Genomic DNA, 16,603 nt, shown 5'->3' with positions numbered 1-16,603 from the left:
GCGGCATGCGCCTCCTTCGGATGTCCAACAGAAAATCACCGCGATCGTTTTGAGTGCAGCCTGTACGACGATGTGCGCGCCTCACGTCTGAATGTAGGCACGCAGTTGGTCGATCGTCTGCTCATGATCGGCAATGATGTCATCCATCAGATCCCGGATGGAGATCATGCCGATCACCTTGCCCGCGTCGACCACCGGAAGATGGCGAATCCGCTTGTGACTCATCAGGCCCATGCACTCGCGCGTGCGAGTGGTGGGCGTGACGGTCATGACGTTGGGCGTCATGATTTCAGATACCTGCACCGCCTTGGAGCTCTTGCCTTGGAGGTCGACCTTGCGCGCGCAGTCTCGTTCGGAGACCACGCCGACGAGCGTGCCGTCGGCGATCACCATCAGTGCCCCTACCTCGTAGCGAGCCAACAATCCAAGCGCATCCAGTACGGTGGCCTCCGGTACGGTGCGCCAGGCGGACGAGTCGCGACGTTTGAGCAGTTCCGAGACTGATTTCATGGGCACTCCTCTGGTTGGTTGGAAACACCCCGCAAGAACTGCGCCCAAGCGTCTTTCGTTACGCTCGCGTCGGTTCGTTACCCAGCAGGCGCAGTTTCGGGGTCCTGCGGCAGCCGCAACCCCAACTGCCCCATGACGGCATGCTCCTCCGCGATGGTCGACGAAGTTTCGCCATCAAGTCGGACGACGAATGCCTCGGCAGGGTTTGCCGTTCCGTGCAGCAAGCTGAAATAGGCTTGCTCGGGTTCTGTCGCAATAGCAGCGCCGGCTCGGGCAAGTGCACGTCGCTCGTGTCGCTCAGAAAGCCAGAGAGTAGAACTTTTCTGCCGGGGACGAGGCTTGGCCTTTGACGCAATCCAACAACTGGCCCTTCCTGATCATATGCATGGTCTCGATGCCGAAAATCACCGCTCGCGCGGATCGAAATGACTTGAATCCAAGCATCGGTCGCACGATGCGCTTGATAGAGCGGTGGTCTTGTTCAACAATGTTATTGAGATATTTCGACTGGCGCATCTCGATGTCCGCACCGGAGTCGGATCGAATGCTCTGAATGGCTGCCGTGTTGGCGCCGCTCTTGTCAATCGTGATCTTCTCGGGCACACCGTGCAGACCGATGGCCTGCTCAAAGAAGCTTCGTGCAGCGGCATGATCTCGCTTGGCGCGCAACAGAAAGTCGACGGTGTCGCCGTCGCGGTCGACTGCCCGGTACAGGTACTTCCACTGGCCGGCGACCTTGATGTAAGTTTCGTCCATCCGCCAGCTCGTGCCAACGGGGCGTTTGCGCCGTCGGAACACGGTCGCCAGCACCGGCAAGATCTTGATCGCCCAGCGATGCACGGTGGCGTGATCAACGACAACGCCGCGCTCGGCCATCATCTCCTCAATGTGGCGCGGACTCAGCGGATAGGCTGCGTACCAGCGCACACACGTGAGCATCACCTCCAACGGGTAGTGCATGCGCTTGATCACCTTCTTCAGGGCTTTGACTATCGACGGGGTCTCGGATTTCATACAGCCGAAGATTACCGTGCACCGCTACTGCGACAGAGCCGTTCCGGGTGATCAAGCAGCAGTTCGGATTCACGAACGTGCGCTATCGCGGCTTGGCGAAGAACACGGCGCAGATCGTCATGCTGTTCGCATAGTCGAACCTGTGGATGGCGCGGCGAAAGTTGATGGAGGGTCGAAGGATGAGTGCGTCTGCGAGGCCCGAAACGGGCCTGCAAGGCGGCCGGAGCGGCTGCCCCGCGCAGCAAATCGTTGCCGAGCTTGCTCGATCGAGTCATCTGGTTGCGTCGGCATCACCTTATTCTTTCAGCCGTGATTGCAGATCCTGTTCTGCAGAACATCCTTCGCGAATGGCAGTCGGGCCAGCAGGGCGCTGACGCTGCTTGCGCCGAGCACTCACCGCAGTGCCGATGCGCTGATGTCCATGCGATAGCGATACACGCGCGCGTCGATCAGTTCACCGTACTTCTGCACCGGCACTTGCAGTTCGGCCACGACGCGTTGAGCGGCGGCCTCGCTGGTGCACTCGATGATCACGTAGCAGTCCTGGCCGCCGACGTAGCTGGCATCCGCCGTCACGGGCCTGGAGAGATTCGCATCGGCTTCGACGAAGTGAACGGATGCCGTGCCTGGTTTGTCAAGCACGTCGACGATGCCCGCCAGCGCCGGCATCATGGCCGGATCGCCCGACGGACGCAGCCTCACGAGCGCAAGCGCAATACCTCGCGCGACCCCTTCACTGCGCACAAGGCGCCCCACGACGCGGGTCGGCTCGATGAAGCGGGAGATGTGGTGGTTGGACCAATCTGTCTGTTTCGCCAGGGCCGCCCGGTAGGCGGCACCGTTCAGCACATCGAATTCGGTGGTGCTGTAGATCTGCAGGTAGCGGGTCGGCGCGCCGACCGATTCGTAGCGCCTCGCCTCGATGAAGCCCGGAATCGCCACGCGTTCGGCGAGATGCTCGCGGTCGAACCACACATTGAAGTCAGCCTCTTCGCCGGGCAGCACTTCCATGGACGAGATCAGGATTCCTTTTCCGGCGAAGACCATGTTGTTTCTCTGTTCAGTTGATGGGGTTGGCAGCTGCGTGGATCAGTCGACCCGAATGTTCGATTCAGCGATCACCTTCTCCCATTTGAGACGGTCGCGCGTGATGGTGTCGGCCAGTTTCTTCGGCGAGCCGCCTTCGAGTTCCATGCCCATGTCGATCAGCTTCTTCTTCACGTCCGGCTCCTGGAGGATCTCGTTCACGTTCTTGTTCAGCAGCGCGATGAATGGCTCTGGCGTGCGGGCGGGTGCCACCAAGGCGAACCAGTGCAGCAATTCGAAGTTGGCGAAGCCCTTGGTCTGCGAGACGGGCGGCAGACCGGGGTAGGCCGGCGAGCTCTTCGCGGTGGTGACCGCGAGCGCCTTCAGCTTTCCGGCCTTGGCCATTGGCATCGACTCCGGCCCGATGGCCATCATCACCGACACCTGACCTGACATCAGATCTTGGAGCGCAGGCGCGCCACCCTTGTAGGGCACATGCGTCATGTCGACGGAAGCCACGCGCTTGTACAGCTCCATGCCCAGGTGGCTGGGGTTGCCGGCGCCGCTCGAAGCGTAGTTGATCGGCGTGGGCGAAGACCTTGCAAACGCCGTGAGTTCGTCGATCGAATTGACCGGCAGCGAAGGATGGACCATCACGACGCTGGGCAGGGTCACGGCCATCACGATCGGCGCGAGATCCTTCTCGGGGTCGTAGGCGAGACGTCCCTTGTAGAGGGTCGGGTTGACCGAAAGCCCCGCGGTGGAAGCCAGCAGGATGGTGTAGCCGTCAGGGGGCGCCTTGGCGACGAAACTGGCGCCGATCTGTTCGGTGGCGCCCGGCTTGTTGTCCACCAGCACCGGCTGCTTGAGCCGCTGTGACAGCTGCTGCCCAATGAGTCTCGCCACCGTGTCGGATGCGCCGCCGGGCGGGTACGGAACCACGAGGCGGATGGGCTTGTCGGGGTAGTCCGCTGCTGCCGATGCAAGGCCGGCCATCGCCAGCGAGAGGGCACACACAACACGAGTCAATGAGATCTTCATATGCATCCAATCAAAAGAACGAAGACTCATCGTATGAACTTGCCGACGTGCTAGATAGCGAGAAATTCGCATCAGGCAACATGACGAGAATCTATCAAGTCGAGGCGTCGCGCACGGCAATGATGCAGATCACTGCGGCGTGATCTTCGCGGCCTTCACCAGGCGTGCGTAGTTGTCCGCATCCTTGCGGATGAACTCCCTGAAGGCATCGGGCGAGTCCCCCACCGGGATGAGCGAGGTCTCTTCGAGCTGCCGACGCAAGTCGCCGCGCAGCGCGTTCTTGATCGCCGTGTTGATCCGGTCGATCACGGCACGGGGTGTGCCGGCCGGCGCGGCGATGCCGGTCCAGGTGACGACTTCGAACTCGGGCAACCCCGCCTCCTTCATCGTGGGGACGTCCGGAAGCAGCGGCGAGCGCTGGCTGCTGGTGATGGCCAGCGCTCGCAGCTTGCCGCTCCTGGCATAAGGCAAGGCCGTCGGCGAGGTGTCGAACAGCATGTCGATCTGCCCGCCCATGAGATCCACCAGGGCCGGGGCGCCCCCCTTGTACGGTACATGCAGCAGGTCGACGCCGGCCTGCTGCATGAAGATCTCGGTGGAGAAGTGCTGGGCAGAGCCGACGCTGGCGCTGCCGAAGCTCAGCTTTCCCGGACGCGCCTTGGCCATCGCGATCAGCTCCTTGACGCTGTGGGCGGGCGACTGGCTGCCCACGACCAGGATGTTGGGCTGATCGACGATCCGCATGATCGGCGCAAAGGCCTGCAACGGATCGAAGGGTGGATTGGCATACAGGAACTGGTTGGCGGCGAAGACACCGGCGCTGCCGACGAGCAGCGTGTAGCCGTCCGGAAGTGCCTTGGCGACATAAGCGGCACCGACATTGCCCGAGGCGCCCGGCTTGTTGTCGACCACGAAGGGCTGCTGCAGGGCGTCCTGCAGGCTCTTGCCGATCAGGCGCGCGACCAGATCCACGCTGCCGCCCGGAGGAAACGGAACGATCAGATGCACTGGCTTCGTCGGGTAGTCCTGGGCGGTCGCGCACTGGACGACGAACGCCAACAGCACGGCGAGCAGCTTGCTAGGCATTGCAGGGCTCCGCCGACGGGGCGCGAGACGGATGCAGTGCCGCGCTGACTTCGGACGCGATGCCGAGCAATGCGTGATCGTCGCCCGCACGGCCGACCAGTTGCAGCCCGATGGGCCGCTCGTCGTTGTCCTGATCCGTCGGCAGCGCGATGCCGCACAGCGCGAGCAGGTTGATCGGGCGGGTGAAGTGGACCGGAGCCAGGTTGTGGTCGATGTCCTCGAGTCGCGGCGCGGTCATGGCCGTGGTGGGCATGGCGATGGCGGACAAATCGAGTCGGTCCATTTCGTCGGCGAAGGCCTGCCGCCAGCGCGCTGCAGTGGCCTGGGCCTGCAGGTACTGCACCGCCGTGGTCGCCCGGGCGGCGATGAGCCGCGGCCGCACCGACGGATCCATCGGCGCGTTCGGGTCGTCGAGCAGGCGGTCATTCACCCAGGCACCCTCGGCGATCATGATGGCATTGGTGGGTTCCTTGAACGCTACCAGCGGCGCCGGGAAGCGGAACGGCACCAGGCTGAAGCCCGCCTCTTCGAGCCGTTGCAGACTCTGTCCGTGGCTTCGCGCGATCGCTGGCGCGAGGGGCGCGAGTTCGTCCGCGTCGAGGACGCCGATTCGCTGTCGGGCGTCGGGCGTCGCAGCGGGCGCGCCGACCAGCGCCTCGAAGCACAGCCGCGCATCCTGCACCGACGACGCGAGCAGGCCCAGGCTGTCGAGGCTGTCGCTGAGCGGGTGGACGCCGCTGCGCGGCAGCGCATCGATGGTCGGCTTGAAGCCCACGATGCCGCAGAACGCAGCGGGCACGCGCACCGAGCCGCCGGTGTCGGAGCCGATCGCCCACGGCACCAGGTGGGCCGCCACGGCCACCGCCGAGCCGCTGCTGGAGCCGCCCGGTGCCAGGGTGTCGGTGGCGCGGCCGGCCGGATTGCGCGGCGTGTCCATGTGCGAATTGGTGCCCCAGGCGCCCAGCGCGAGCTGCACCATGTGGGTCTTGCCGACGATGACGCCGCCGGCGTCGACGATGCGCCGGACGATCTCCGCGTCCTGCTGCGCGATGTTGTCCGACAGCATCGGGGAGCCGGCCGTCGTGGGCTTGCCCTGGATGTTCACCAGGTCCTTCAGCGCCACCGGGATGCCGTGCAGCGGGCCGCGGTCGCGGCCGGCGCGGAGCTCCTGGTCGGCCAGGGCCGCGGCGGCCAGGGCCTCGTCCTCGTAGACCGCCAGGAAGCTCTTGAAGTGGCCGTCATGCGCGGCGATGCGGCGCAGGCACTCGCGCGTGAGCGCCACCGAAGTCGTCGTGCCGTTTCGCAAGTCGCGTGAAAGCTCCGCAATCGGTGCGAAGGCGGGCGGTCGGGTCGGGTCGGGATTCGTCATGCGGCTTCTTCCTGAAAAAAGAGTTGTGTGTCCAGAATCTGGGGATAGGTCTCGCCTGCGCGCAGCCGAGCCAGCGTCTGCTGTTCGGCCTGCTGCAGGGCGATCGCTCGGTCGGCCAGGGCCCGCGCCTCGTCGGGCGCCATCACCAGGATGCCGTTCTCGTCCGCCAGCACGGCGTCGCCGGGATACACGCGCACGCCGCCGCAGTCCACCGGCAGGCAGAAGCTGCCCGACCGCCCGCCGGCGCGGGTGGTGCGGGCGCTCAGGCCGCGCGCCCACACCGGCACGCCGAGTTGGCGCAGATCCTCGATGTCCGTGACGCAGCCATCCACCACCACGCCCGCGACCCCGCGAAGACGCGCGGCCAGCACGCTGGCGCCGCCGATGCACGCGATGGTCTCGTCGCCCGCCCGGTCGACGACCAGGAAGTCGCCGGCCCTGAGCTGCCCGAGCGCGTGATGCAGGACGGAGCCGTCGGAGCCTTCGCAGCGCACGGTGACGGCGGTGCCGACGCTGCGCGTCACGGCCGCCATGGCGCGGATGCGGCCGTGCAGGAAGCCGAGTTCGTGAAAATGGCCGATGGTGGCCGGTTCGGCCTCCTTCAGCAGGGACAGCAGCTGCGGCGCGCAGGGTGGCGGCAGCTCTCCTATTTGGATGCCAGTCATTTCGGATATCGTCGTTGTCGAATGATGGTCATCCTAAGTACACGCCCCCGACACGGATACTGATCAATTCTCAAGATGGTTAATACAGGTTCCTTATCAACGAGGTTCACCCTGCACCAGTTGCAGGCCTTCGTGTGGACCGCGCGTCTGGGCACGGTGCACGCGGCGGCGCGGCACCTGCACCTGACCCAGCCCGCGATCTCGCACCGCATCCGCGACCTGGAGGAGGAACTGGGCGTCCAGCTTTTCGAGCGTCAGAACCAGCGCCTGCAGGTGACGGACCTCGGGCGCAACGTGCTGGTCTATGCCGAGCGCGTGCTGGCCTCGGCGCAGGACATGGCGCGGCTCGACCTGCGGCGCACCATCACGGGGCTGGTGCGCATGGGGGTGGACGAATCCTGCGCCATCATCGGAATGCCGCAGATCCTCAAGGACATCAAGGACGGCTATCCGGCGCTTCGCGTGGACCTGACGGTGGGCGGAGGCGCCCAGTTGCTGCAGAAGATCAACAACCACGAACTCGACATCGCGCTGCACACCGGGCAGAGCAGCCAGCCCGACGTGACCAGCCAGTTCATTGGGCTGACCCAGCACCAGTGGGTGGCGGCGCACGACCTGATGGTGGCCGATGAAGACTTCGTGCCGGCCCACGCGCTGAATCACCGCATCGTCTGCAATGCGCCGCCGTCGACGCTGCATGAATCGGCGTCGCGCTGGCTGGCCTCGGACGGCTATGCCTTCGAGGAGTACAGCAGCTGCAATTCGCTATCGCTGATGGTGGCGTTGGTCGCCTCCGGCCACGCGATCGCCATGCTGCCCGCATCGATCACGCGCCGGCAGATCGCCGAAAAATCCCTGCGGGTCTTGCGCGCCAAGCCGGCCGTGCCGCACGTGCCCTATTACTTCTCTTACCTGGCGCATCACCGCAGCGAGACGACGGCGAGGATCCTGGATATTGCGCTGCGCAACCTCAAGGAGGCGGGTTTCTTCCAAGCCGACGATGCAGCTGAAGGTGGCGATGAGCGTGGGTAAGGGATGAGTTGAAGAAGCGCGAGAAAGTGAGACGGTGCGGATTGCGGTCGGTATCATCGCCCTAATAATTAATTAATCAGCCAATCATGAACAGAAGGAAGAGCCAGCCCGAGGGGGACAAGACGGCGACCAAGCACAAGGGACCGGGGCGCCCGGAGGGCGCGAGCGTCGTCCGGGAGGAGATCCTCGACGCCGCCGAACAGATGTTCGCGAACCTCGGCTATGCCGGCACCACGCTGCGCGAGGTCGCGACGCACGCCAATGTGACGCAGGCGCTGATCAGCTACTATTTCGGTTCGAAGTTCGGGCTCTTCGAGGAAGTGTTCCTGCGGCGCGGCCAGGTGATCTCGCAACAGCGCATCGAGAACCTCGAGGCGATGTGCGCTGCGGGCAAGCCCAACGTGCGCGGCATCGTGCGCGCCTTCCTGCTGCCGACCCTGACGCTGCGCGACACGCCGCAGGGCCGGGCCTTCCTGCGACTGCAGGCCCGGCTGCACACCGAGCCGCCCGAGATCTCGTACAAGCTGCGCACCGATGCGTATGGCGGCTCGACCCGGCGCTATGTGGAGGTGTTGCGCGAGGCGCTGCCGAAGCTGGGCGAGCTCGATGCCTACTGGCGCGTGACGCTGATGATCGGCACCTACCTCTATGCCTTCTCCGACACCCACAGGATGGAGGAGATGACGCCCAAGGGCCTCTACGACCCCGAGGACACCGAGGGGCTGATCGAGCAGGTGACGCGGTTCGTGGTCGGCGGATTCGAGGCGAAGTGACAGCAGGCTAGGCGGCGGCCGCCAGGCGTTCGCGCAGCGCATCCGAGCTCATCACGTCGCCATACTTCTGCTGGATGTCGAACAGGCTCGCATCGTGCGGCGCGATGGCGCGGTCCCCCACGCAGTCCGACAGCACGATCGGTGCGAAGCCCCAGCACATGGCATCGACCACGCTCGCGCGCACGCAGCCGCTGGTGACGCAGCCCGCCACCAGCAGGGTGCGCACGCTGCGCTGCGTGAGCCAGGGTGCGAGCGAGGTGCCGAAGAAAGCCGAAGGCACGTTCTTTCGCACCACCAGTTCGCCTTCCCGAGGCGCGAGCTCGGCGACGATGGCGCTGGCGGGCGAGGCTTCCTTCAGCGTCAGCATGCCGGGCACCTTCGCGCTGAAGATGTTGGCGTCGCCATTGTCGTCGGCATAGACGATGCGGCTGTGCGCCACCGGCCAGCCGCGCTCGCGCGCCAGCGCCAGCAGCGGCACCGTGCGCGCGATCGCCGGCGCGATGTTGCCGCCGCCGAACACGGCCGGGTCAGCGAAGCCGTTGACGAAGTCGACGATCAAGAGCCCCAGCGGCGGCCGCACGCCCAGGCCGGCACCGAAGCCCTGGCGCTGGTAGACCCGGGCCTCCTCATGCATGCGCGGCTCCTGCGGTCTCGTCCATGAGTTCCTCGACCACCTTGCCGTCGCGCACCACCTGCAGGTCGTCGACGAAGACGTCGCAGCGGCGCATCGGAATGTCGATGTGGCAGGCGGTGGTGCGGCTGCCGCCGGCCTCGTTGTTGGGGCCGAGCGAGAACAGGAAGTTGCCGCTGACCGCGCGCGCGTCCATGCCCAGCGTGGCCTCGCGGTCGTAGAGGCCCAGCGTCGACCAGTAGGCGCGCTTCTGAAGCCCCCAGCCGATGTGCGAGATCGCGTAGGCCTCCGGATCCGCGAAGGACTCGATGTACTCGCGCAGCAGCTCGGCCTCGGTGCCGCCCTCGATGCTGCTCACGAAGCCTTCCTGCACCGTGAGCTCGATCGGCTCGCCCACGTAGGACTTCATCGGCAGCAGCACGTCGCCCTTGGCGAGCACGATTCGCCCGTGCGCGCCGCCTTCGTTGGGCCAGGTGAAGGCGAAGCCGCTGGGCCAGTGGTCCCAGCGCCCCGGCTGGTCGACGAAGCCGTATTCGGCGGTCACCGGGTATTCGCCCAGCGGGCAATGCAGGTCGGTGCCGCCGGGCGACCTCACGCGCATCGACTTGCGGCCCTTGAGCAGGGCCGCGCCGGCCTGAACGCGGTGGTAGTCGGCCAAGGTCGGCACCATGCGCAGCAGCACCTCGGGCGGCTCGACCGCGAGCAGGATCTTGGTGCCGCTGGCGAGGATCTCATGCTGCTCGGGCGAGAACAGCAGCGTCATCAGGTCGAGCACCAGGTCGCTGGCCTTGAGCGCCGCGATGGCGGCGCGGTTGCCCGTGAGCGGCGTGGTGCCGAGGTAGGCCAGCGTGTCGCGGCTCAACGATTTCTCCGCGTTGACCGGCGGCAGGTCGAGACGGCTCACGCAGGCACCCAGCATGGTGGCGGCGGTGATCGCGCAGCGCAGGGTCTGCGGATGGGTGTGATCGCTGGTGAGCACGGTGACGGCGTCGCCGGCGCCCAGCTTCGAAAGGGTCAGGACCTGGGTCCAGGCGCGGATCAGGTCGGTGTCGCTGACAGCCATGGGTTCTCCTTGGAATGCGATCGGTGATGGGGTGAAGGCGGCATCAGTCCAGCGGATGACCGAGGAAGTCGCCGAAGGCGCGGTGAAAGCCCTGCTCGTTGTCCCAGGGGATCATGTGGCCGGCGCCGGCCACACGGGCCTCGCGCAGCGAGGGCGCGAGCGAGCGCATCTCGTCCACGTCCGTCTCGCGGACCACGTCGCCACGCTCGGCGGTCATGAGCAGCAGTGGCACGTCGATGCGCGGAAGGTCGGCATGGATGTCGTCGCGCTGGAAGTCCTCGAAGCTCTGCACGATCGCGCGCTCGTCGCAGGTGTGGAGCCATTGCGCGCGCAGGCGCAACTGCTCCTCGCTCCAGGTCGGGCAGAAGTCGCGCATCTGCTCGAGCGTGATGCCGTGGCGCGCGAGCCGGATCGAATCCACGTACCAAGGCAACTTTGCGGGATAGGCGCGGCGGCCCGGGCCGGACACCGGTGGGTCGACCGCCACCAGCCGCGTGAGCCCGGCCGGGCGGCGCCCCGCGGCGCGGATGCCGATGCGCCCACCCATCGAATGGCCGACCAGCGCGTAGCGCTGCAGTCCGAGCGCCTGCGCGAACGCGATCACGTCGGAGGCCTGGGCGTCGAGCCCGTAGTCGAGCGCGTCCGATGACTCGCTCAGGCCGCGGCCTCGAATGTCGAGCACGTAGGTGTCGAAGTGGCGACCGAAGCGCTCGGCGACGAAGCCCCAGGTCACGGCCGGGCTGGTGATGCCGGGCAAAAAGATCACCGCATCACGCGTCGCGCGCTCGCCCTGCGCGCCGCCATGGCGCAGGTAGTGCTGGCGGATGCCGTTGGCATGCACCTGCGCGCCGTAGAGGAATGTGGAATCGCTCATCCCGTGACTGCCTTGCGCGATGTCGCATAGGCGCCCGAAAGCAGCGCCCCCGCGCCCGGCACCACCTGCTCCAGGCCGAGCGCGCCGAGCATGGCGTAGGCGGTGGCCACCGCGGCCGTGACCACCGGCTTGCCGGTCGCAGCCTCGACTTCCGCGATGGCCGCGAGCGATGGCATCTGCACGCAGGCCGACAGCACGATCGCATCCACGTCGTCGGTCTTCATGCCGGCGACGATGGCCGGAAGCTTGCGCGGGTCGTGCCGGCCCACCTCCAGGTTGTCGGGAATCTCAAGCGCGCGCCAGTCGACCACCTCGAAGCCTTCGTGCTCGATGTAATCGATCACCACCTTCGTGAGCGGCACCATGTAGGGCGCCACCAGCGCGATTCGCCTGGCGCCGATCACGCGCAGCGCATCGACCAGCGCGCCCGCGCTGGTGACCACCGGCGCACTGCCTTGGTTGCCTTCGGTGGCGGCCCGCAGGCGCGTTTCGGATTCGCGGTGGTAGCCGCGCCCCATCGCCATGATCGCCACCAGGCAGGCATAGCCGAGCACGTCGACGCGGGCATCGCTGAGTTCGAGCGCGCAGCGGTCGGACTGCGCGTCCATCGCTGCGAGTTCGTCCTTGTTGACGTGCTTCATGCGCATGCGCGCCGAGTGGAAGGTGAAGCGTTCAGGCCGGATCTGCTCGCGCAGCCGCAGCATCGCCGGGATCTCGGTCTCCATGGTGGTGTTCGAGCTCGGCACGATCTGGCCGATGCGGAAGTTCCTGTTACTCATGTGCAGTTGCTCCGGTTCAGGCCAGCGAGGCTTCGGTATCGAAGCGCTCGATGCAGCGCGTCGCGTCGTATTCGTAGACCCACTCGGCCTTGATGCCGACCGCATTCGGATTGCTCGCCTGCTGCTGCTGGAAGGCCAGGTCGCGCTGCCGCTGCTCCTCGGGCGTCGACAGGTGGTAGGTGCGGCCGCGCTCGCGGGCCTCGAGTTGCACCCGCGCGGTGCGCGGCAGCCGTTCGGCCTCGTAGGCGCGCAGCGCGGTGTCCTGGTCGGTGCCGAAGTGCGCCAGCGCGGCGGCCAACACATAGGCATCCTCGATCGCCATCGCCGCGCCCTGCGACAGGAAGGGCAGCATCGGGTGTGCCGCATCGCCCAGCAGCGTCACCCGGCCTTGCGACCACTGCGCCATCGGGTCGCGGTCGAACAGGCCCCACTTGAAGATCTGCGAGGTGTCGGTGCGCTCGAAGAGCCGGATGATGCTCGGATGCCAGCCTGCGTAGGCGGTCAGCAGTTCCTCGCGCGTGCTGGGCTCGGTCCAGGACTCGGCCACCCAGTCGGCGCTCTCGTTGACCGCCACGATGTTGACGGCCGCGCCGCCCTTGACGTAGTAGGTCACGATGTGCGCCTTCGGGCCCATCCAGAAGGAGGCATCTGGGCTCACGAAGGGCAGCGGGTGCTGCTCGACGGGCACCAGCGCGCGCCAGCACATGTGGCCGGTGAAGCGCGCATCGGTCTTGCCCCACAGCGCATCGCGCACGGGCGAGTGGATGCCGTCGGCACCGACGATCAGGTCGGCCTCGAAGCTCGACCCATCGGCGAAGTGGGCGACCGCCCCATCTTCGTCCTGCGTGACGCCGGTGCACTGCACATTGAAGCGCACGCGATCGGCCGGGATGCCCTCGCACAGGATCGCGTGCAGGTCGGCGCGGTGCACGTGATAGAAACCGGCGCCGAAGAGCAGCGGGCAGGCCTCCTTCAGCGGGGTGCGGAAGAGTTCGCGCGCGTCCTCCCAGTTGCGTCCCACCATCGCCTTGGGCAGGAAGCCGATGCGCTCCAACCCTTCGCCGACGCCCAGCGCCCGCAGAACCTTGGCCGCGTTGGGCGTCATCTGCACGCCGGCGCCGATTTCGCCGAAGGCCGCTGCGCGCTCGAACAGATGGGCATCGATGCCGCGCAGGCGCAGCGCGCGCGCCAGTGCCACGCCGCCGATGCCGGCACCGACGATGCCGACGCGAATTGCTCTATTCATACTCGAATCTCCTGGTTGACGATGCCGCAGTGCGGGCCGCGGCATGATAAATAAACGTTCAATTAATTAATGAATTGGCGACGAGTCCCTGGCACGGCGCAGGACGCCGCCCGCCCGCCTCAGCCGCCCAGATAGGCGCTCAGAAGCCCCGGGTCCTCGAGCAGCCCTGCGGCATCGCGCTCGGCGACCACGCGGCCGGTCTCGAACACATAGGCGCGCGAGGCCACCGACAGCGCGTTGTGCACGTTCTGCTCGACCAGCAGTACGGTCACGCCGTGTTGGTTGATCTCGCGCACGAACTCGAACACCTCCTCGGCCATGCGCGGGCTCAGGCCCAGGCTGGGCTCGTCGAGCAGCAGCAGCCGCGGCTCGGACATCAACGCCCGGCCGATCGCCAGCATCTGCTGCTCGCCGCCGCTCAGGGTACCGGCCAGCTGGCGATGCCGCTCCTTGAGCCGCGGAAAGCGGTGGTAGACCACGCCGACACGCTTCTCGATCTCGGCCTTCTCCTTGCACAGGTAGGCGCCAAGCGTGAGGTTCTCGTACACGCTCATCGCCGGCCACACGTGCCGCTCTTCTGGCGACTGCGCGATGCCCAGTCCGACGATGCGGTCGGCCGCCATACCGCCGATGGTCCGGCCGTCGAACAGGATGTCGCCGCGCGTCGGCCGCAGCAGGCCGGAGATCGCGCGCAGCGTGGTGCTCTTGCCCGCGCCGTTGGCGCCGATCAGCGCGACCACCTCGCCGGCGCGCACCGTCATGTTGACGCCGTGCAGCGCGGCGGTCTTGCCGTAGCTCACGTGCAGGTCGTTGAGTTCGAGCAGTTTGCTCATGATTTCTTCCCCCCGCCCAGATAGGCCTCGATGACGCGCGGATCGCCCTGCACCTGCGCCGGTGTGCCCTCGGCGAGCTTCTCGCCGAAGTGCATCACGACCACGCGGTCCGAGACGCCCATGACCAGGCCCATGTTGTGCTCGACGATCAGGATCGATTTCACGAAACGCCCGCGCAGTTGCTTCAGGATCTCGCCGAAGCGCCGGGCCTCCTGGCTGTTGAGGCCGGCGGCTGGCTCGTCGAGCATCAGAATCTCGGGCTTGGCCGACAGGGCGAGCGCGACTTCGAGCAGCCGCAGCTCGCCGCAGGACAGCATGTAGGCCGGCACGTCCATGCGCTCTGCGAGGCCCATGGTGTGGACGATCTGCTCGGCGCTCTCGCGCACCGCGCGTTCGGTCGCGCGCACCTTCGAGGTCGGGAAGAAGGTGCTCCACAGCGACTGCTTCGCTTCGAGGTAATGCCCGGTCAGCACGTTCTCGAACACGGTCAGCGACTTCAGGATGTTGGTCTTCTGGAAGCTGCGCACGATGCCACGCCGCGCCATGCGGAAGGGCTTCTCGCCGGTCACTTCCTGGCCGCTGTAGCGCACGCTGCCGCCGGTCGGCGTGTAGAAGCCCGTGATGAGGTTGAAGCAGGTGGTCTTGCCTGCGCCGTTGGGCCCGATCAGCCCCACGATCTCGCCGGCACGAACGTCGAAGCTGATGTCCTTGACGGCCTTGATGCCGCCGAAGGACTTGCTGAGTGCGCGCACTTCGAGCGAGCCTCCGCTGGCGGCCAGTGGTGCGGCGCTCATGCGGGCCTCCCTGCCGTGCGTTGCGCCGGCGCGGCGGGCGCTGCAGCCTGCTTCGTGCGGGTCTCGCGGCGCTGCGTGATGAAGCCCATCAGCCCGCGCGGCAGGAACAGCACGATCGCGATCACGGCCAAGCCGAACAGCGACAGCCGCAGCTCCTTCGCCTCGCGCAGGTACTCCTCGAGAAAGGTCACCAGCAGCGCCCCGATCAGGGGCCCCACCAGCGTGCCCTTGCCGCCGATCAGCACCATGATGATCATGCTCACCATGAAGGCGAAGCGGAACACCTCGGGTCCGACGAAAGAGATGTAGTGCGCGTAGAAGCCGCCCGCCATGCCCGACAGGAAGGCGCCGAGCACCAGCGCCAGCATCGAGTAGGTCAGCGGGCGGATGCCGATCGACTGCGCGACGTAGCGGTTCTCGCGCACGGCGACCGCGGCCCGGCCGGCATTCGAGTTCACGAAGCGGAACGACAGATACAGCGCCAGTGCCAGCAGCAGCCATGCCGCCACGTAGTAGAACTGCTTCGCGCCGAGGTTGCCGACGTCGGCCAGCAGCGCGGGCTGCGGCACGCCGGCAATGCCCATCGGTCCGTTGGTCAGCGCGATCCAGTTGTCGGCCACCAGGCGCAGCACCTCGGAGAACGACAAGGTCACGATCACGAAGAACGGCCCCTGCAGCCGCAGCGTGATGCCGCCGATGATGACGCCCATGACCGCAGCGAGCAGCCCGGCCACGGGGATGGTGGCCCAGATCGGCCAGCCGTAGGTGGTCGAGAGGATGGCGGCGGCGTAAGCGCCGGTGCCCAGGAAGGCTGTGTGGCCGAGCGAGAACTCGCCGACGTAACCGACCACCAGGTTGAGGCTGGTGGCCAGCACCGCGTAGAACAGCACCATGATCGCGATGTGCAGCACGTACTGGTCGCGCACCAGGAGCGGCACCAGGGCAGCCAGCGCCATCAGCGCCAGGAGGCAACGTTTTTCGAATCTCATGCACGCTCCGCACGTTTGGCAAACAGGCCGTAGGGCCGAAAGACCAGCGTCAGGATCACCAGCACGAAGCCGATGATGTCGACCCAGCCGGTCGCGACGTAGCCGCCCCACAAGGCCTCCGAGACGCCGAGCAGCAGGCCCCCCGCGATGGCGCCGGGGAAGCTCCCCATGCCGCCGAGGATCACGACCACGAAGGCCTTCATGCTCACCAGCCCGCCCACCGATACCTGCGCCGAATAGATCGAGCCGAGCAGCATGCCGGCCAGCGAGGCGATCACGGTGCCCATCGCGAAAGTGCTGGCGTAGACGTTGGCGGTGCGGATGCCGACCAGCCGGGCCGCCATCGGGTCCTGGAAGGTGGCGCGCATCGAGCGGCCGAGCCGGGTCTTCTGGATCGTCAGGTAGGCGGCCAGGATCAGCAGCGCGCAGACCGCAACCGCGAACAACCGCAGCTTGGTCAGCACGATCGGACCGAGAAACACCGGGCCCGCGGAGATCGGCGCCTCGACCTTGAGCGGAGAGGTGCCGACCATCAGCAGGGCCGTGTTGGCGAGGAAGATCGACAGGCCGATGGTCAGCAGGATGCCGGGCTCTTCGCCCTGGTCGCGGATGCGCTCGATCAGGAAGCGGTCGATCAACCAGCCGAATGCGCCCATCACAACGGCGACCAGCAGCAGGCCCGTGAAGAAGTCGAGTCCGAGCCGCGTGGTGGCCCACCAGCCCATGACGCCGCCGAGCATGTAGAGCTCGCCGTGGGCGAAATTGACGACCCGCATGAGGCCGAGGATCAGGGTCAGTCCCAGCGCCGACAGGGCGTAGAACGAACCCGTGACCAGGCCGTTGACGAGGTACTGTGGCAACAGTTCCATGTTGGGTTT

18 protein-coding genes and 1 pseudogene are annotated in these 16,603 nt (G+C 66.5%); 3 read left to right on the top strand and 16 right to left on the bottom strand.

All coding sequences use genetic code 11. From position 1 onward, the window contains the following. Nucleotides 1–81 precede the first annotated feature (81 nt). Both AC1DYK_RS10145 and AC1DYK_RS10140 read right to left on the bottom strand, forming a co-directional pair. Entirely contained in the window at nt 82–510 is a 429-nt protein-coding gene (locus tag AC1DYK_RS10145; protein WP_478158667.1) for a CBS domain-containing protein, read from the bottom strand. Nucleotides 511–807: 297 nt separating this feature from the next. Next, nucleotides 808–1,524: an IS6 family transposase gene (locus AC1DYK_RS10140; protein WP_478166161.1), complete on the bottom strand. Its 717-nt coding sequence runs from the start codon at nt 1,522–1,524 to the stop codon at nt 808–810. Nucleotides 1,525–1,547: 23 nt separating this feature from the next. Here AC1DYK_RS10140 and AC1DYK_RS10135 point away from each other — a divergent pair. Further along, nucleotides 1,548–1,658: pseudogene (locus tag AC1DYK_RS10135) on the top strand (transposase); the annotation flags it as partial. A gap of 259 nt (nt 1,659–1,917) precedes the next feature. On the opposite strand, the gene AC1DYK_RS10130 reads toward AC1DYK_RS10135, so the two are convergent. The 5 genes from AC1DYK_RS10130 to AC1DYK_RS10110 all read right to left on the bottom strand — a co-directional run bounded on the left by AC1DYK_RS10130 (nt 1,918) and on the right by AC1DYK_RS10110 (nt 6,711). Next, complete coding sequence (locus AC1DYK_RS10130; protein ID WP_478166160.1) at nt 1,918–2,571, bottom strand: hypothetical protein; 654 nt, start codon at nt 2,569–2,571, stop codon at nt 1,918–1,920. Nucleotides 2,572–2,613: 42 nt separating this feature from the next. Next, nucleotides 2,614–3,579, bottom strand: coding sequence for a tripartite tricarboxylate transporter substrate binding protein (locus tag AC1DYK_RS10125; RefSeq protein WP_478166159.1), 966 nt, complete (start codon nt 3,577–3,579; stop codon nt 2,614–2,616). 141 nt (nt 3,580–3,720) lie between these two features. After that, a complete protein-coding gene (locus AC1DYK_RS10120) occupies nt 3,721–4,677 on the bottom strand; it encodes a Bug family tripartite tricarboxylate transporter substrate binding protein (protein ID WP_478166158.1) in 957 nt (318 codons plus the stop codon). Then, nucleotides 4,670–6,046, bottom strand: coding sequence for an amidase (locus AC1DYK_RS10115; protein ID WP_478166157.1), 1,377 nt, complete (start codon nt 6,044–6,046; stop codon nt 4,670–4,672). The genes AC1DYK_RS10120 and AC1DYK_RS10115 overlap by 8 nt, the downstream gene beginning before the upstream one ends. Then, complete coding sequence (locus tag AC1DYK_RS10110) at nt 6,043–6,711, bottom strand: RraA family protein (protein WP_478166156.1); 669 nt, start codon at nt 6,709–6,711, stop codon at nt 6,043–6,045. Before AC1DYK_RS10110 ends, AC1DYK_RS10115 begins: the two co-directional genes overlap by 4 nt. A 75-nt stretch (nt 6,712–6,786) precedes the next feature. On the opposite strand from AC1DYK_RS10110, the gene AC1DYK_RS10105 reads away from it, so the two are divergent. Both AC1DYK_RS10105 and AC1DYK_RS10100 read left to right on the top strand, forming a co-directional pair. After that, nucleotides 6,787–7,743: a LysR family transcriptional regulator gene (locus tag AC1DYK_RS10105; RefSeq protein ID WP_478166155.1), complete on the top strand. Its 957-nt coding sequence runs from the start codon at nt 6,787–6,789 to the stop codon at nt 7,741–7,743. Nucleotides 7,744–7,829: 86 nt separating this feature from the next. Further along, nucleotides 7,830–8,516: a TetR/AcrR family transcriptional regulator gene (locus AC1DYK_RS10100; RefSeq protein ID WP_478166154.1), complete on the top strand. Its 687-nt coding sequence runs from the start codon at nt 7,830–7,832 to the stop codon at nt 8,514–8,516. Nucleotides 8,517–8,523: 7 nt separating this feature from the next. On the opposite strand, the gene AC1DYK_RS10095 is transcribed toward AC1DYK_RS10100, so the two are convergent. From AC1DYK_RS10095 to AC1DYK_RS10055, 9 genes are all read right to left on the bottom strand, one after another. Next, nucleotides 8,524–9,150 carry an N-carbamoylsarcosine amidohydrolase gene (locus AC1DYK_RS10095; RefSeq protein ID WP_478166153.1) on the bottom strand — a complete coding sequence of 209 codons (627 nt, stop codon included), beginning with the start codon at nt 9,148–9,150 and terminating at the stop codon, nt 8,524–8,526. Further along, on the bottom strand, nt 9,143–10,210 hold the full coding sequence (locus tag AC1DYK_RS10090) for a 2,5-dihydroxypyridine 5,6-dioxygenase NicX family protein (RefSeq protein WP_478166152.1): 1,068 nt from the start codon (nt 10,208–10,210) through the stop codon (nt 9,143–9,145). The genes AC1DYK_RS10095 and AC1DYK_RS10090 overlap by 8 nt, the downstream gene beginning before the upstream one ends. A 43-nt stretch (nt 10,211–10,253) precedes the next feature. After that, nucleotides 10,254–11,084 carry an alpha/beta fold hydrolase gene (locus AC1DYK_RS10085; protein WP_478166151.1) on the bottom strand — a complete coding sequence of 277 codons (831 nt, stop codon included), beginning with the start codon at nt 11,082–11,084 and terminating at the stop codon, nt 10,254–10,256. Beyond that, nucleotides 11,081–11,863, bottom strand: coding sequence for a maleate cis-trans isomerase family protein (locus AC1DYK_RS10080; RefSeq protein ID WP_478166150.1), 783 nt, complete (start codon nt 11,861–11,863; stop codon nt 11,081–11,083). The genes AC1DYK_RS10085 and AC1DYK_RS10080 overlap by 4 nt, the downstream gene beginning before the upstream one ends. A gap of 16 nt (nt 11,864–11,879) precedes the next feature. Next, nucleotides 11,880–13,109: an FAD-dependent monooxygenase gene (locus AC1DYK_RS10075; protein WP_478166149.1), complete on the bottom strand. Its 1,230-nt coding sequence runs from the start codon at nt 13,107–13,109 to the stop codon at nt 11,880–11,882. Between the two features lie 119 nt (nt 13,110–13,228). Then, nucleotides 13,229–13,942: an ABC transporter ATP-binding protein gene (locus tag AC1DYK_RS10070; RefSeq protein WP_478166148.1), complete on the bottom strand. Its 714-nt coding sequence runs from the start codon at nt 13,940–13,942 to the stop codon at nt 13,229–13,231. Beyond that, entirely contained in the window at nt 13,939–14,736 is a 798-nt protein-coding gene (locus AC1DYK_RS10065) for an ABC transporter ATP-binding protein (protein ID WP_478166147.1), read from the bottom strand. Before AC1DYK_RS10065 ends, AC1DYK_RS10070 begins: the two co-directional genes overlap by 4 nt. Next, nucleotides 14,733–15,725 (bottom strand): branched-chain amino acid ABC transporter permease, encoded by a 993-nt coding sequence (locus tag AC1DYK_RS10060; RefSeq protein ID WP_478166146.1) that lies wholly within the window; start codon nt 15,723–15,725, stop codon nt 14,733–14,735. Before AC1DYK_RS10060 ends, AC1DYK_RS10065 begins: the two co-directional genes overlap by 4 nt. Then, on the bottom strand, nt 15,722–16,594 hold the full coding sequence (locus tag AC1DYK_RS10055) for a branched-chain amino acid ABC transporter permease (protein WP_478166145.1): 873 nt from the start codon (nt 16,592–16,594) through the stop codon (nt 15,722–15,724). The genes AC1DYK_RS10060 and AC1DYK_RS10055 overlap by 4 nt, the downstream gene beginning before the upstream one ends. Between the last annotated feature and the right edge of the window lie 9 nt (nt 16,595–16,603).

This window comes from Variovorax sp. P2_H12 (assembly GCF_056403395.1).
The sequence above is the reverse complement of the archived record's forward strand: the minus strand, read 5'-3'. Positions and strand labels throughout refer to the sequence as shown.